We start from the raw sequence: 16,555 nt of genomic DNA, 5'->3' as shown, positions 1-16,555 counted from the left end.
CAACTCGCTTTAAAGGGTTAATCTTAAACCAATTGCATATACTTTGGCGTTCGGGTAGCCACTTTGGTCGTGTCCCATCCGGAGGCGGTCGTCGATTTCTTGCGTATCGTCTCCCCGCGTATTCATTTCGGGGTCGAGGCCGGTATAGTCTGTAAAGGTAAACAGGTTGGTTCCCGACACATAAATCTGAGCGGCATTGCACCAGGCCATGCTCCACTTCTTCACAGGGAAATCATAACCTAAGCTGATGGTTTTCACCCGCAGGTAGCTGCCGTTCTCAATAAACCGGTCTGAGATGTCCACGCCGGTGGCAGCGCTGATTTTCGGGTACTTGGCATTCGGATCCGGATTTTCGGCTGTCCAATAATTCCCGATGATGTCCTTGAACTGGTTGCTGCCGCGCTGGAAGGAATTCAGATGCGTGCCGTTGGTTGCGTTGAAAATCTCATTGCCTTGGACCCCTTCCAGGAAAATGTTCAGATTGACCCCCTTATAAGAAAGGCTGGAATTAACGCTATATATCCAATCCGGGATAGGGTTACCCAGAATCACCCGGTCCTGAGCATTCACCACCCCGTCGCCATTCATGTCTCTATACTTGATGAACCCGTTTTCATCAAGCCCGTCTTCCAGGTAGCCGAAGAGTGAACCCAACGGTTCCCCTTCACGGGCAATGTTGGTGCTGGACCATACCGCGGCTTGGCCAGCGCTGTAAATGTCGCTTCCGCCAGCAAGCTTCATCACCCGGTTTTTGTTGGAAGACACCATGGCAGCCATGTTCCATTTCCATTCACCGGTGAGGATATCCCCATTAACGCCCAATTCAATCCCTTGGTTTCTGATCTCCCCTACGTTCTGGAAGATGGATTCGAATCCTACGGAAGGCGGCAACGGAACCGAAGCCAACAGATCCGTTGTATATTTCCAATAATAGTCGGCAGTTACGTTCAACCGGCTATTCCAGAAGCTGATATCGATACCAACGTCTGTCTGTGCCGTCGTTTCCCATTTCAGGTCGTCATTAGCGATACCGGAAGGGACATAGCCGACAATTTCCTCATTATTTCCGTAAATTATCCGCGCAGCGCTCATCTGATCCAGTGACTGGTAAGGATCCAATGCGGTATTCCCCGTCACCCCATAACTTGCCCGCAATTTCAAGTCATTGATAACCGTGACATCCTGCATGAACGGTTCTTCGGAAATCCGCCAAGCGACCGCAGCCGATGGGAACACCGCCCATTTGTTGTTGCTTCCGAAACGAGACGATCCATCGGCCCGCATGCTGGCGGTCAGCAGGTACTTATCCGCAAAAGAATAGTTGGCACGGGCCAGCCAAGACGCCAGTACCCATTCCTCAATGCTTGACGTAGGTGGGTTAATGGTCTCCGCCGCCGAAAGATCATAATTCTCCGTGGTGTTGCCCGGAAGCCCGGATACAGCAGCCTGGAAATACCGATCCCTATTTGTTTGGTAGGTATAACCACCTAATACGGTAAGCCGATGGATATCATTGAATTCCTTCGTATAGGTCAGCGTATTTTCGTTCAGGAAGGAGCTGCGGTAATCGTTTCGCTGTCGGGCATAACCGCGGTCCGTTTCGAAAATGATGGGTCTGAACTGGTCGGTCAACGAATTGGCATATTCTAAGCCCAGTAAGGTTCGGAACACCAAATTTTCCGTCAATTTGACGTCCAGACTCGTATTTCCAATCACCGTATTGCCTAGCGCCCTGGTTTGGTCCTCGGCAAAAATCAACGGATTTCGCATATCGGACGAACCGAAGCTATAAATCCGCTCAATCTGTGTAAGTTGGCCATTCTCGTCATATACCGGCAGCGTCGGGGGTGCCGAGGCGGCTGCAGACAAGACAGAGCCCCCGCCCCGATAACCGTTGTTGACCGGCACGGAACGTTGCTCCCTGCGCGAAAGGTTCAGGTTTACATTGAAGCGCAACCAGTCTTTGACGTCGTGGCCAAGGTTTACACGGGCCGACCCGCGTTTCACGCCAGTGTTGATTAGAATCCCGTCCTGCCCATAGTAATTACCTGACGCAGAATACTGTGTCTTTTCGGAGCCGCCCGAAAACGTAAGGGTATGATCCTGAATCGGTGCAGCGCGCAATACCACATCCTGCCAGTCAGTACCGGGATTTTCCACTTCATCAATATTGAAATAGGGTTCTTGGCCACCATTCCGCAACCATTCGTTGGCTATCTCAGCATATTCTTTCGCATTGAGCAAATCATAGCGCTTGGTTTCCTGCTGTACCCCGTAGAAGCTGTTCAGTTCGATGCGGCCTGCTTGTCCGGCTTTCCCCTTTTTGGAGGTGATGATGACCACACCATTCGCACCCCGGGCCCCGTAAATCGCCGTAGCGGAAGCATCCTTCAAGATATCGATGGATTCGATATCCGCTGGGTTCAGGAAATTGATGCCGCCCGTAACCGGGAAGCCATCTACTACATATAATGGTTGGTTATTACCGATCATCGAATTTCCGCCGCGTACGCGTACTTCTATTCTACCTCCCGGTTGGCCGGAGTTCTGGGTCACCTGCACACCTGCAGCGCGGCCCTTCAATGCTTGCTCCATGTTATAAACGGGTACTGTTTGGATGTCTTCGGATGTAATCTGTGCGACAGAACCCGTCAAATCGGATTTACGGATGGTTCCATAACCGACCACGACCACCTCCTCCAAATCACTGACCGATGCGTTTAATTGAACGTCAATCACATTGGTACTGCCTACTGTTCGTTCCTGCGTATTATAGCCCAATATGGTAAAAACGAGTACCGCGTTTTGATCGGTAACCTCAATCCGATATCGTCCATCATCATCCGTAGATGTTGCTGACGACGAACCTTTTAGAGTAACGGTAACCCCAGACACCGCCGTCCCCTGTTCATCGGTGACCCTACCCGCTACGACACGTTGTTGCCGGAAGCTTTGCTCCTCTTCGACTGCTATTTCCTTCCTCGATACCAGCACCCGTTTTCCACGGATTTGGTAGGTAAGTGGCTGGTCGGTAAAACAGTGCTGTAAGATATCATCCAACGGAGCATGATTAAAACGCAGGCTCACCGGACGGGCTTCCTTCAAATCATCCGTCAGGTAAAGGAAATGATAGCCAGTCTGCTTACGCAATTCAGCAAAGACCGTTTTCAATGGAATATGCTCAGCCGTAATACTCGCTTTCTGCGCGTACACCTCAGCTCCGGCGCGCGCAGCAGTAATCAACACGATAGCGAGTATGATTTTAATCATAATCAAAAGCTTAATGAGGTCGCGACTATACGTCGGGGTTTTATAAGTTTTATGCGTTTTGCAAGTTTTGCAAACTCCGCACGTTATTGCAATACAAATTGCATACATTTGCCATACAGGTTAAATGATTATTCTGTTAAATTTATCATTATCAATTGTCAATTATACATTGTCAATTGATCATTGGACTAGCCTGTCTGCGGCATCAATAACCGCGCCGGCCGGAAGTGTTAGCCGCACTTCCGGCTTTTTGGGCCTATACCCTCACAGGGAATCCATGATTGGGGATCTACTCAAGTCTCCATATTTCCACACCTCCTTACATTTGTGTTCGATTTGATCATTTATACATCTTCAGGGTCGCATTCAATTATACCCGCTACTTACTGCATAGACCATCCGGAACCGGGAGCATAATACTGTAGGCCATACCATAACAGATCCGGAGTTCCTTCGTTATAGGGATTTTCCGCACCTATCTTCACGGCCACGTTTATGATGGGGTAGAAAGCCCAATCGGTGTCGCCATCGGCCCTATCAAGCATATTTCTATGCTGCAGGGTCTCTTTGCCATCAACGAAATGCGTAATCCAGTCATCTTCAATAACGCAGGCGTAATCGTGAGGTTCAGCATTCAGGTCTACGTCCAGCTCGAAACCGGGGACACGGTCCAATTCACTCTTCAGCCCATTTACCATATCACGCTGGTTGGAGCCATGCACACCGATATGTTGTGCAGAACTTGTCGAGCGCGGCGTGTAGGCTGCGCCGTAAGCTCCGTTGAAGCTCTCGAAGAAGTCGATCTCCGGCGGCCACTGGCTAGCGCCCGTACTAAGCCTGCTCCCTATAGCCCAGAAAGCAGACCAAGCTCCTTTACGGCTAGGGGTCTGTATTTGAGCGCGATAAACGCCTCGGCGATACTTCCATTCATCCAATTTCGAACCTTGCAATACAGACGCCTGAAAGGGGAATATTCTGTCGCTAAAGACAACGGGCTCTTCAAACTTTACCGTATGCAGCCGAACAAATGGCCTTCCTTCGCTATCCACCTCTCGTGTCTGAGGGTTCACCGCGTCGTCCGGAAACGCCTCGACGTTTGTGTACAGGCCAGTCTCACCGTTGCTGGCCTGCGAATAACCATGAGCTAGGCGGGAGCGCCAGATTGGGTTGCCATCAGCGTCAAAACCACTATCCGACCATTCAATGGCGGCCATATCCAAATCCATGGATGGGGTTACCCCGTCCGCGTGCAACACAAGGGGATCACGGTGGAAGGGTATTTCATCTGGAAGCTCATTGACTGCACCTTCCTGAATCTGGAAAAAACAAGCAACAGGACCGGCGGTGCCCTCGCCGGGAAAAGTTATCTTGAATTGATCGCCAGGGGTGTGCCTCGGATTGATAATGTCAACCGTAATCCAAAGGTCAGCGTCGTCACCGGGACGCCAATATTGATAGTTGAAAGGAGTGGATATGTCTCTATTGACGTTGAAGCCCTTTGCTCCACTTGTACTCGTATTAACCTGTACATAAGCAGTGCTCATAATCGCACCGGCTAGCGTCAGCCGGACGTGAGCCTTGGTCGCGCCGGGAGGGATGCCAATTGGTTCTTCCAACGTGGTCATCGGATCAAGATCAATGCCGTTGATTGACAAGCGCCGATCTGCTATTACAGGTATATCCTCCAACGGAATCTCCGGATTCGGATTCTCAATAACTTCGCTACAACTTACCATCGAACCGATCACCAACGCTGTGATGACCAATCCAATATTACGCCTATTTTTTTCCATAGCAATAACTATTACAGTTCTTATAAAGTGATTATTCTGTTTAATTTATCATTGTCAATTGGCATTTACCAACTAACCATCGGATTAGCCTTTTTGCGGTACCATTAGCACTCCGGCCGAAAGCGTTAGCCGCACTTCCGGCTTTTTTTGGCTACTCTGGGTAAAGATTCAGGTTACCATATCATCCGAACCTCCTTTCCGTTGCGCTCAAATTTAATCTTGCTGACCAATTCCAAGTCCGCCAGCAGTTCGTCGATTCCGGCGGTGATCGGAAAACTTCCCCCGAAGCGTTTTTTGGGGAGATTCGATTCGATGACTATCCGTACATCATACCACCTCGCCACGCTCCGCATGACCGAAACGACATCCATATCGTCAAACAAAAAGTAACCGTTTTTCCAAGCCATCGCCTGCTCCAGGTTGCTCTGTTTCTTCACTAGGTTCCCATCCGCCGAGGAAACAGCCTCGAAACCAGGAGTCAACGAAAGCGTCTTGCCTTGATGGCGCACATCTACACCGCCTTCCAGTAGCGCGGTGCGCACCACTTCATCTGATGCATATGCAGAGACCGTGAAATGCGTACCTGTCACCGTGATTTCCCGGCCATGCGTCATCACCTTGAACGGCTTTGACCGGTCGGGCATTACTTCAAAATAGGCTTCCCCATCTAATACTACTTTACGTTCACTCCTCGTAAATGCAACAGGGTAGGTGAGCGTTGTTGCTGTATTCAGCCATACATTTGTTCCGTCTGGCAAGACCAGCTTGAATTGCTTACCATTGGGTACGTGGAGGGTGTTTTGTGCTGGCAACTCCGGCGCAACATCCGACTTGGAATCCGGTGACTTCTCGTAAACCAGTTCACCGCCGTCAAGTTTCCGGATATCGACATCTCCGGTATGGCTCACCAATCCGTGTTGTAAGCTATCTAACCCAACTACCGAACCGTCGGCCAATGTGAGCCGGATACCATCGGATGGATAGGAAGCTGTTTCCGAAATCACTAAAGGCTTTTCCCTAACGTTTTTCTTCCCACCGAAAGACCACATAAGTCCAAAAACAGCTAGTAAAGAAGCTGCAATACCTCCATACCATAGCTTCATAGACCGGGAACGCCTGCTTACATAACGCTTTTCGTCAATCGCTTGCCTGATCCGAATCCCCATCAACACTCGTTCTTCCTCGCTGTTCCAAGACCAATTGCCGACAACAGGATTACGAAGCACCATATCTTCTAGAAAAAGCTTTTCCGCTTTGGTGCAGGAACCATCGGCATAGCGACGCAATAATCCTCGGAATTCTTCTCGTTGCATGTCAGTTTATAAAATTGGTGCTTTTAGTATAAAGAGTAAAAAAACGCAGGCAAGTGGTATTCACCCGACTAACCTTTTCGATAAATCATTGATAATCAAAAAGAAAAAATTAACGAAAATGATCAGTAATGAGTAATATGGCGAGATATGGGATGTAATCCACGTCGAGTTTAAGGCGTAGGTACCTCAATGACTTACTGATTTGTTTCTTTACCGTCTGGTCCGAAATATTCAGCCGCTCGGCAATTTCCTTATAAGACAGGTGTTCTTTGCGGCTCAGCACGAATACTTCACGCATCCGTTCGGGCAGTTTCTCGACTTCCGCATCAATGATGGCTGACAACTCCCTGGTGTGTATGGTCGCCAATGTACTGTCGGCACCTTCAGTATACTGATCGATGAGCCTGTTTGCGGCATCGCCATATTTCAATTGCTCACGGAAGCGCCTAAAAGCCAAATTCCTGGCGATGACAAACAAGTAGGATTTGACGGATTTGATATGTTCCAGCCTGGTGCGTGCTTCCCAGAACGTAATGAACGTTTCCTGTACGACATCAGCGACATCGTCTTCATCTGGCAAAATACGGATGACAAATCGAAATAGACGCTCCCAATACGCATCGTAAATAGCAGAAAAGGATGACTCGCTTTTCGTATCAAGATTACGGATACGATGCGTATTTTCACTTTTGAATCCCATAAATCTGCCTAATCATAAACTACAATTGGTCTGCGGGCGACAAATATAAACTAATCACGATAAAAACGCAAACGCGTACCAAACCACTGGTGTGTGGTTGGGAAGGTTAGCTGTAATCCGCGTTTTCTTAACCTATATCAATTTTCCGTTCAAACATCTTGTTTACTTTTGTTGCTAAACAAGGAGGAATCATGGAATTAGGAATAAGCATGTTTGGGGACAACCGGATGGATCTTACAATAGCGTCGAAAATTTTACTCAGACATTATTGTTAAAAAATTAATAGGGTTATCCATTTAAATCGTATAAATCTTGATTTTTTACATGACGGATGAGCGTAAACACTGTTTATTAATTTCATTAAGCGCTTTCAACCATTTTGGATTCTGCGATTTTATAATTTGTAATCTATTCATAAACAGTTGATTGTCGTCTAAATGGGTAACCCTAAAAATTGAAATGTAAACTCACGGAAAATACAATTCACATAACCGAAAAATTTAACATTCCCCTGTTCTTAATAGTTCGGATTCAGATCCGTTTCTGAAACTGGTATGGCCCAATGCCAGTTGGCATACGGAGGTTGTACCGCAGCGACATTGCGCCTATCGCCAGCCGGGATATCCATCTGTGTAGCCATCATGAAATCAAGGGTCCAGCCCTCTCCTGCCATTTCCTTCAAATATTCCGCAAAAATCACATCATGATTTATGGTCGATGCCGTATAGTAGTCAGGGTTGGTGGGATTAGCCCGGTTCCATATCTTGTTTAAATCCGTTACTGCTCCTTCTGTATTGCCACCGTTCCATCGCACCCATGCCCGAATAAGGTATAAATCCCCGAGGCGAATTAATGGGAACTTGGTAAAGCGACTCAGTTCATTTCCTTGCCCTCCCCGAAAGTACTTGTCAATATATAGTTGCGGAGTATGCACCGCCTTATGCGCCAGCACCGATTCGTATATTAGGTAATCAGGGTCGGAGTCCGTTATTCCCGCTTTATATCCAAGCAGGTAATAATAGAGTTGCTTGCATCTTAAGTCATTCTCGGCCGCAGCTGTCAGTGTATAATCGTCATTCGCCGGATCCGTCATCCAGCCCATTTTATCAAGTGCCCAATAACTGACAGTGAACTGATTCCATCCGCTTTTCACCATATTTCCCAAGCCCCTGCCGCCACCCGTTGCATCGCGGAAGTTGAGGGAAAAAATCATCGCGTAATACATATATTCCCCTTGGTAAGGATAGTTACCTTCGATACCGGAGTGAAACTCAAGGATGGCCTCCCTGGAGATGACATTTCTATCTAATTTATTGAATGCCTCGATGGGTTCTTCCAATGCATAGCGCGCATCATTTTCAGCCGCTTGGATAACGAAATCGAGTTCCTGTTCCGCTGCCGTATAATCACCCATCACAAACAGCACCTTGGCCAGCAGTGCCGCCGCAGCATATTGATTGGCTCTACCTATCGCATAATTTGGCAGCATGGTTGAAGCATTAAACGCCTCTGGCAACATCGCTTTAGCCCTTCTCAAATCGGATACAATCTGTTCGTATAGTTCCGCGTTGGTTCCCAAAGGTATCGAATAAATATCTTCCTTTGTTTCAGGTACCTGTGTGGTAAAAGGAATATACTGTTGGGAATTATCGCCATTATGGACATAAGGAGCGGCAAAAATACGTACCAGGGTATAGAACGCATAGGCACGCAAGAAATGGTATTCTCCGATTTGTCGGAGGTAATTGTCTTCATAATCGGCACTGTTCATCTCCAAATTAAATGGATTGGCATTGGCTGATTCATCCAGTGCAATGGCCGCATTGCAGGTTGTAATTGTTTTATAGGCGTATTGCCAAACGTCGTTATTCAGCGAAACATTTTGATTGAACAACCGGTTGTAAGCCTCATTCCAGGGCACACCGGTCGACGTTTCGGGAAGAAGCTGGGAAGTGCCTGAACTGGCAAATTCCATAAAGGTAGTTCTCCCATTCAAACATTTATAAAAAAGGTTAAAATAAGCCGATGTCAGCCCCTGGTCAAATGTAGTTGTATTGACCCATTGGATCTCCTGCGGCCTTGGGTTATCAAAATAATCCTTACAGGAAGAAAAGAAAACCGTTAGCGCAATCAATAATATTATTTTTTTCATCTTCATAATCGAATCAGTTATAGATTAAATGACAAACCGAAATTCACCGTTCTGGGCAAGGGTAATTGATTCCCCGTTTCGGGGTCATAACCGCTATAACCCGTAAGCGTTAATAAATTGATACCTCCAACATACATCCTAACGTTTTGCAGTTTCATCCTGTTGGCTACTGAAGCTGGAAAGGTATAACCCAATTGCAGGTTGCGCAACTTGATATAATCCGCTTTTTCAAGCAGAAATGTGGAATTGATATTCCTGGAGAAATTAGTTCCAGCCTCCGATGGATTGCCGTCATTGTCAACCGGGTACTTATCGTCGTAAACCAATTTGGGATATTTGGCGATATCTCCCGGATTCTTCCAATAATTGCCAACGAGATCGGTTGTTATAGCCGAAATACCATTCGTACGGTAACTGCCCTGTCCATTCGTATTTTCATTGGGAAGATTGAGCAGGTAATGTCCTCCGGCAAAGGTCAATAGGATGTTCAGGTCGAACGCCTTATACCGAATGGTATTGGTAAGCCCGCCATAGAAGGTTGGCAGATCGCTTTTGCCCGACTGGATCATTTTATTTGCATTCGTATTAGATTCGTTCATGGGGATCAGTCTACCCGTAGAAACCGTCATATAATCATTGTTCCATTTTTCCTCATCCCGTTGTTCAATCATGGGGATTCCCGTTTGCGGGTCAACATGCACAAAGTTTGAAAGGTACCATGTATTCAGCCGCTCCCCTTCTTTACGAATCGTTTGCGTACCTTCATATCCCTTGCCTTTTTCAAATTCGTTCAAGCCTGTCACCTTATTTTCGTTTAAGCTAATATTGAAATCGGTGCTCCAACGGACTGCTTTTGCCACATTCACCGAAGAAACGCTGAATTCCCACCCCCAATTTTCCATATCGCCAACGTTTTCCCATAGCTCGTTTATTCCGAAGCCTGTCGACCATGGCACATTTCCCTTGAGGATCAGATTGGTCATCCGCTGCCGATAATAGGCCACGGATCCCGAAATCCGACTATTAAACAAACCAAAATCAAGTCCCACATCCATATTGCTTGTCGTTTCCCAACGCAGCCCCCGATTCCCCATGGGTCCCAAGGACGTGGATCCAGGAAGAAAATCCCCACCATACTGATCTCTTGTAAGATCCCAATTCATCTGTGTCATGGTTTGGTTGACATTCGTGTTCCCGGTTTGTCCATAACTTCCACGTATCTTTAGTAAATCAATGTCTTGCGAATCAAAAAACGACTCTTCAGACAACAACCATCCGGCACCAACAGCCGTAAACGTAGCCCATCGATTTTCCTCGCTAAAGGCTCCGTGGCCATCTTGCCGAATACTGAAATTGAGAATATACCGATCATTGTACTTATAATTTACCCTTCCAAAAACACCCAGGATAGCCGGAGCGTAATTACTTCTACCGGAAGCCACCGTTCTGTTCATCGGGTTGATCAGTTCCGGATAGTTGCTGTAAATCTGTGTGCCTTCGGCACGGCGCACATAATCATGACCCTTGATTGCCTCCGCACCTACCGTCGTATGGATATGATGATTGCCAAGATCGCGTTCATACGTAGCGTACCCATTCAGGTTCACGGTGCGTTTAGTAATGGCTAGTTCGGCTGCCTCGCTTTGGTAAGGGGTGGTTGACATCAATATGGATGTCCATGAACTGCTATTGGTCAACATCAGGTCTACCCCCACTTCCCCCCTGACACGTAGCCCATCAACAGGTGTATTCCACTCCACAAACGCATTGCTGATGGTACGATACATATCTGACTCATTGCGCACTAAAGCCGGGTCGGAAGAAGCCATGGCATTATAGCCCGAATTGGGAAACCAATAACCGCTCTGCGACGTTTCATCTTCAATCAAGTACCAAGGCAACATCGTAATTAAATTAGACCAGCCACCCGCCGCTCCTTTTCCATGGCTTTGTGGCACACCCTTGTTCTTCAAATACTGTAGGTTCATATTGATACCCATGCTCACCTGTTCAATCGGAGAAAAGTTGAAGTTAAACCGGCCTGTGAGCCGTTCAAAATCGTTGTTCCGAAGTATGCCTTCCTCATTCCGATAATTAAGCGAAAACAGTACCCCACCTGTTTCGAACCCCTTATTTGCCGTCAATCCAAACTGATTGAATTTAGCCGTTTGTGTGAGGGCTCCCAGATGATCGGAATTTATTGCGCTTGCCTCTTCCCGTGTCATGGACGGTTTATTTACGTCCAGAAATTGCACCTGTATAATGGTATTCGGATCAACCTGACCACTAAATCCAGAATTTGCATAGGCTTCGTCATGCAGTTCCCACCAGGTTTTTGAGTCCACCCAGATATCCTCCTGCTTGAATGGCAATGCGGAAACGCCACCGTCATAATTCACAGATACTCCGCTGGCACCCCCTTTATTGGATTTGGTCGTCACCAAGATGACACCTCCGGAACCACGGCTCCCATATACAGCGGTTGCTGCAGCGTCCTTCAACACTTCAATCGACTCAATGTCGGCAGGATTTATCATGGATATCGCCGAAACGGGCTTCACACCATTTGCTTCAAGCTGAGATGATCCCGTGTAAATGGGTACACCATCGATTACCCAGAGAGGTGAGGTACCCAAATTAATCGAGTTGAGCCCCCTGATTAAAATATCTGGGCTGCTCCCCGGATGACCGCTGCTATTACTGATAAATAGTCCGCTGGCCATCCCTTGCATGGACTGCGATAGGTTGGCTACCGGAACTTTATTGATGTCAGCACCTGTAACGGTCGCCACAGAGCCAATGATATCTCGCCTTTTCATCGTTCCATACCCCACTACCACGACTTCCTCCAGATCACTCACCGATTCTTCCATGACCGTATTGATGACATTGGACGTTCCAATCGTCAGCTCCTGAAGTTCAAATCCTACAATGGTGAATACGATAACATTTATAGCTTGGGGAATAAGAATACGGTAACTCCCTTCGTCATCAGTAACAACAGCTTCCGCCGATCCTTTTGCGCGAACCGTTACACCTGATAAGGGCTGTCCTTGCTCATTTGTCACCCGACCAGTGATTTCGCGCTGCTGTATAGTAGCTGATGTACTGAGTTGCTTTCTGGCTTTAATGACGACCATACGGTCGTCCTTATACATGAGGTCAAGTGATTTACCACCAAAACACGTTGTCAGGGCTTCTTCCAAAGATACCTGATCAACATTCATCGTTATTCTGGAGTTTTCCCGGATCAACCCTGGGTCATATATAAAATCATAACCGGTTTGCTTTGAAATTTTTAGTAAAACGTCCCTGACTGTGGCTTTTTTTACATCAATGGTGACCCGCTGTGCGTTTGCAGCGATAGCAATCTGTAAACTTAACACAGTCAAAGCCATCATCACCAAGTTCATCTTCATCAGAAATTTTAATGAATACAATCGCTTTCTTCTGCATATAAATGCAGTGATTTTTTTATACATTTGAAAGATGGGTTAGAATTAGTAATTGGTTTTTTATTATTCTTTTTGCCCATTTGTTCACCTGGTGAACAACATGCCGGGTGCGGGCAAACGCCCCGGCATTTTTAGGTCCTTTTGCTAAATATTTTCACCACATACCGCTCCTTTCAAGCAGCATGTTATATTTCCCTGATAACCAACCTCCTTCCTTCGATATGAAAATCCAAAATTCCGGCTTGCTTAAAATTGGTCAATAATTGCACTAATGTTTTCGATTGCTTCACCATACATCCGAATTTCCGGTTTTCGACATCGCCTTCATAAATAACAGTTACATCGTACCAGCGGGCAACTTTTTGCATGATATATTTTATGCTCTTGTCGTCAAAGCCAAAATAACCGTTCCGCCAAGCTTCAATTTCGTCCACATCTGCTTGACGCACGGCAAAATCCGCTGCATCTGAATGATTAACAACCTCTTGACCAGGCTTTAGAACGACGGATTGGCCCGATGGGCGCGCTACGCGTACACTGCCGGTCATCAATGCGGTCCTGGTCTCTTTTTCCTCGGGATAAGCGGAGATATTGAACCGGGTACCGAGGACTTCAACGGTTTGGGATTGCGTTTTCACGAGAAATGGAATTCGTTCATGCGAAGGATGGAACACAGACGACGCCGATTGGGCTGATGACTGCTGATCTTCCTTATTGCCAACTGCTGATGGCTGACTGCTGATAGCCGACAGCTGATGGCTAACCTCAAAATACGCTTCACCTTCGAGTTCTACTACGCGTTTATCCGAAGCAAATTTGGAGGGGTATTTCAAGGTACTTCCGGCGTTGAGCCATACGTTGGTGCCATCCGACAGCGTGACCTGGTATTGCCCGCCTTTGGGTGTGGTGAGCACTAACAACGTAACGTCATTGCTGCCTGTCCCGAACTTGCTTCGGGAAGGCGGTGTGGGGTCGCTTGCTCGCGATGACGAATTGATTAATGAACCGTCTTGGTAGGTGATGCTTTCAGAACCAACGATGATACCGTTTTGAGCCTCGCTCAAATCTATCGTATGGCCGTCGGCTAGGGTAAGCGTTGCTTTACTGCCTCCTGGCAGGACATCGTTGCCGACTGACTGGATGACAGCCGGCTGCTGGTTGTTGCTGGCTTCCTGATAAAAATAAAAACGAAAACCAACAGCTAACACAACAACCAATATCGCCGCAGCAGTAAACCAACTTTTAAAACTACTGCCCTTGCGAGTGCGAGACCGGATGCTGGCATCTAACTTCTGTTTTACAGTATCTACAAAATGAGTTAGCGCTTCCTCCTCGTCTTGTTGGGTCTCCAACCGCTTAAATTCCTGCCTCACCAACGTCCGTAGCGTCGCCTGATCTTCTTCCAAATTAAAATAGCGCAAAAGCTCGTCCAACTCATCATGATTATGTGCATTGGCCAAGTATTTCTGAAATAAGATCAGGATACGTCTGTTGGTGCTCACTGTTTTTTCTTCAGCTTATACGCTTCAGCAGAAAAAACCAGTAGCTCCGTTAATAAAAAATTGATGTACTTGGATTATTGTTAATTCCCAGATCAATTTAACAGACTGATTACAAATAGCATAGTCGTAATGAAGCTTTGTGTATTAAAGTATTTTTTCAGGAAAAGATTTGATTTCTTAATGTGGTCATTTACCGCGGAAACGGATATTTTCAACAATTGGCTTACTTCCTCGTAGCTTTTTGATTCCAATTTACAGAGCACAAACACTTTCCGGCGTTGCGGTGATAATTGATCAATGGCGCGGTACAACTGCTCTTTACGCTCTTTGCTAAATAAACCGGCCTCGATATGTGAATAAATTTCGGTAGATGTAACCATGAAATGCGCACGCATTTGTTTGTCTCGTGCAGCCCTGCGGAAGAAATCAACAACCAGGTTTTCGGCCATGCGGAATAGGTATGCTTTGATGGATTTCTCCGGGTCTATCTTCGATTTGTTTTCCCAAAGTTTCATAAAAAGATCTTGCAGCGCTTCATCAGCCAATTCACTGGATTTCAAAAATCGCAACAGAACTTTAGCGAGCGGCCTTTTATAGGTATCATAAAGTTGGTCAAAAGCCGCGTAATCCCCACGCCGAAATCGTTGCAGCAATTCCTTTTCATCAACGTCGTTGGATATAGCCTGCATTTTCAAGTTTATATGTGGCATCAAGTTGCAAGTTAGCAAAACTAAAAAAACCCAGGCAATAATTTTTCAACAAAACGTAACGAAAATTTCACGTTTGCATGATGTCGGCCCGAAAAATTTAACATTCCCCTGTTCTTTAATAATGATAGCCGATGAATCCAGCGGCTCCGGTCACTAATATTTTCATGGTTATAAATTCGGCCTAGGGCGCCTCAGGACCAGGCCTCAAAGATAACACCTTTTTGCCATTTGATGACACGGCAAGAACAACATTAAGGCAATTGCATGCTAATCCGTCACCGCATCAAATGTATCCGGAAAAGTGAGCCCGAACTTCTCGGCCATACCGGGGTTATATACTCTTTTCCTTACCGTGACCATATTCACTTGCAAGCCATCGGTCGATTGGTTCCTGAGGTATGTGGCAGCCTGCGCACCACTTTGATAGCCCCATTGATAGATATCCGCACCGAAAGCGGCAACCGCCCCCCTGACCACTAGGCCCGCTTCACTGGTAAACACGGGAATTCCCTTGTCATTACAATTTTTCAAGATGGTTTCAAATGCCGCGAACACGGTATTGTCAGGGTTGGCAAAAAATGCATCAATATCATTGGTCAGCAGTGAGCGGACGACCAATTGCGCCTCGGCCGAAGAATTGAGGGGCAAAGCCACCAAACGCACACCTAGTTTTTTGGCAAGGTTGGCAATCCGTTCATGGGCGTCCACAGACTGGGGCTCGGATTGGTTATAAATCATACCCACGGTAAGTTTTCCGTTTTTGGGGTGAACGATTTCGGTGATGATGGTAAAAGAGGTATCGATATAATTCAGGTCTTCACCCGTACCGAACAAGTTGGCCGGGGGATTGCCTTCGGCATCCGTCAAGCCAAGAATTTCGGGCATGGCCGTCACCGTCATAAACACAGGAATGGCCTTACTCCGCTGGATGGCTGCCATGGTAGCCAATGTAGTGCTGGTACCCATGATATCTACCTGCTGGCTATTGAAATAGCTGATAATTTGGTTAAGTGTAGCGGCATCACCCTGCGCATTGCGATGGATGAACGTAACCGTGCCCTGTTGCTCACTATAGCCACTATCTCTCAGCGCATCTTCAAAGCCCTGTCGCGCCTGGGCAATGGTAGCATCCTCAAATGCTTCTACGAACCCGATGAGTGGTGTCCCTTCTCGCCGCTGGGAAGACTGGCAGGAAAACAACGAAGCAATGGCAACTAGCCCAAAAAGATAGAAAACGTTTTTTGACATCGTGATAGCTTTTGCTTAATGAACAGGTGAAATTACAAGAAATTCATGTGTAAAGCAAAACGCTTTGTCCACTGGCCCACTCAAAGGGGTATCTTCGCAGTCCTCAGTTCGAAGTGAAAACGGATGGGGAAGGGATTTCCCTGACTTCTACCGTACCACCATGTTCAAGAATAGGGCAATCTTTGGCCAATTCAATGGCGTTTTCCATATCAGTGGCCCTCAGCACGATAACGCTAACTACCCTCAGGTTATCCGAAATAACGGATTCCTTTTTAACCGATCTGCCTGCATCGGAAACATGGTAGCTCTCGCCCGGAAAAGCAAAACTGATTATATAATTAACCGTGCCGACTTCCTCAAACCCGAAATGACCGTCGTCTATCATACTTGCAAGGTATAACTACACTCAAAT

At 46.8% G+C, this 16,555-nt stretch carries 10 protein-coding genes; all 10 read right to left on the bottom strand.

The window, feature by feature from the left end:
* Positions 1-9 precede the first annotated feature (9 nt).
* Positions 10-3,270 carry a TonB-dependent receptor gene (locus tag NF543_RS19495; protein WP_257669917.1) on the bottom strand — a complete coding sequence of 1,087 codons (3,261 nt, stop codon included), beginning with the start codon at positions 3,268-3,270 and terminating at the stop codon, positions 10-12.
* 383 nt (positions 3,271-3,653) lie between these two features.
* The gene (locus NF543_RS19490; protein ID WP_257669918.1) at positions 3,654-5,063 is read right to left on the bottom strand and encodes a glycoside hydrolase family 16 protein; all 1,410 of its coding nucleotides are present in this window, start codon (positions 5,061-5,063) and stop codon (positions 3,654-3,656) included.
* Between the two features lie 173 nt (positions 5,064-5,236).
* Positions 5,237-6,376 (bottom strand): FecR family protein, encoded by a 1,140-nt coding sequence (locus NF543_RS19485; protein ID WP_257669919.1) that lies wholly within the window; start codon positions 6,374-6,376, stop codon positions 5,237-5,239.
* Positions 6,377-6,485: 109 nt separating this feature from the next.
* On the bottom strand, positions 6,486-7,076 hold the full coding sequence (locus tag NF543_RS19480; protein ID WP_257669920.1) for an RNA polymerase sigma factor: 591 nt from the start codon (positions 7,074-7,076) through the stop codon (positions 6,486-6,488).
* A 517-nt stretch (positions 7,077-7,593) separates the two neighbouring features.
* The gene (locus NF543_RS19475; RefSeq protein ID WP_257669921.1) at positions 7,594-9,228 is read right to left on the bottom strand and encodes a RagB/SusD family nutrient uptake outer membrane protein; all 1,635 of its coding nucleotides are present in this window, start codon (positions 9,226-9,228) and stop codon (positions 7,594-7,596) included.
* A 17-nt stretch (positions 9,229-9,245) separates the two neighbouring features.
* Entirely contained in the window at positions 9,246-12,647 is a 3,402-nt protein-coding gene (locus NF543_RS19470; RefSeq protein WP_257669922.1) for a SusC/RagA family TonB-linked outer membrane protein, read from the bottom strand.
* 221 nt (positions 12,648-12,868) lie between these two features.
* Positions 12,869-14,185 (bottom strand): FecR family protein, encoded by a 1,317-nt coding sequence (locus tag NF543_RS19465; protein WP_257669923.1) that lies wholly within the window; start codon positions 14,183-14,185, stop codon positions 12,869-12,871.
* Between the two features lie 92 nt (positions 14,186-14,277).
* Entirely contained in the window at positions 14,278-14,895 is a 618-nt protein-coding gene (locus NF543_RS19460) for an RNA polymerase sigma factor (protein WP_257669924.1), read from the bottom strand.
* A gap of 267 nt (positions 14,896-15,162) precedes the next feature.
* Complete coding sequence (locus NF543_RS19455) at positions 15,163-16,143, bottom strand: ABC transporter substrate-binding protein (RefSeq protein WP_257669925.1); 981 nt, start codon at positions 16,141-16,143, stop codon at positions 15,163-15,165.
* 103 nt (positions 16,144-16,246) lie between these two features.
* Positions 16,247-16,528: a YciI family protein gene (locus NF543_RS19450; RefSeq protein ID WP_257669926.1), complete on the bottom strand. Its 282-nt coding sequence runs from the start codon at positions 16,526-16,528 to the stop codon at positions 16,247-16,249.
* Positions 16,529-16,555 lie beyond the last annotated feature (27 nt).

The sequence above is a fragment of the Parapedobacter tibetensis genome (assembly GCF_024704835.1).
GTDB classification, from domain to species: Bacteria; Bacteroidota; Bacteroidia; order Sphingobacteriales; family Sphingobacteriaceae; genus Parapedobacter; species Parapedobacter tibetensis.
The sequence above is the reverse complement of the archived record's forward strand: the minus strand, read 5'-3'. Positions and strand labels throughout refer to the sequence as shown.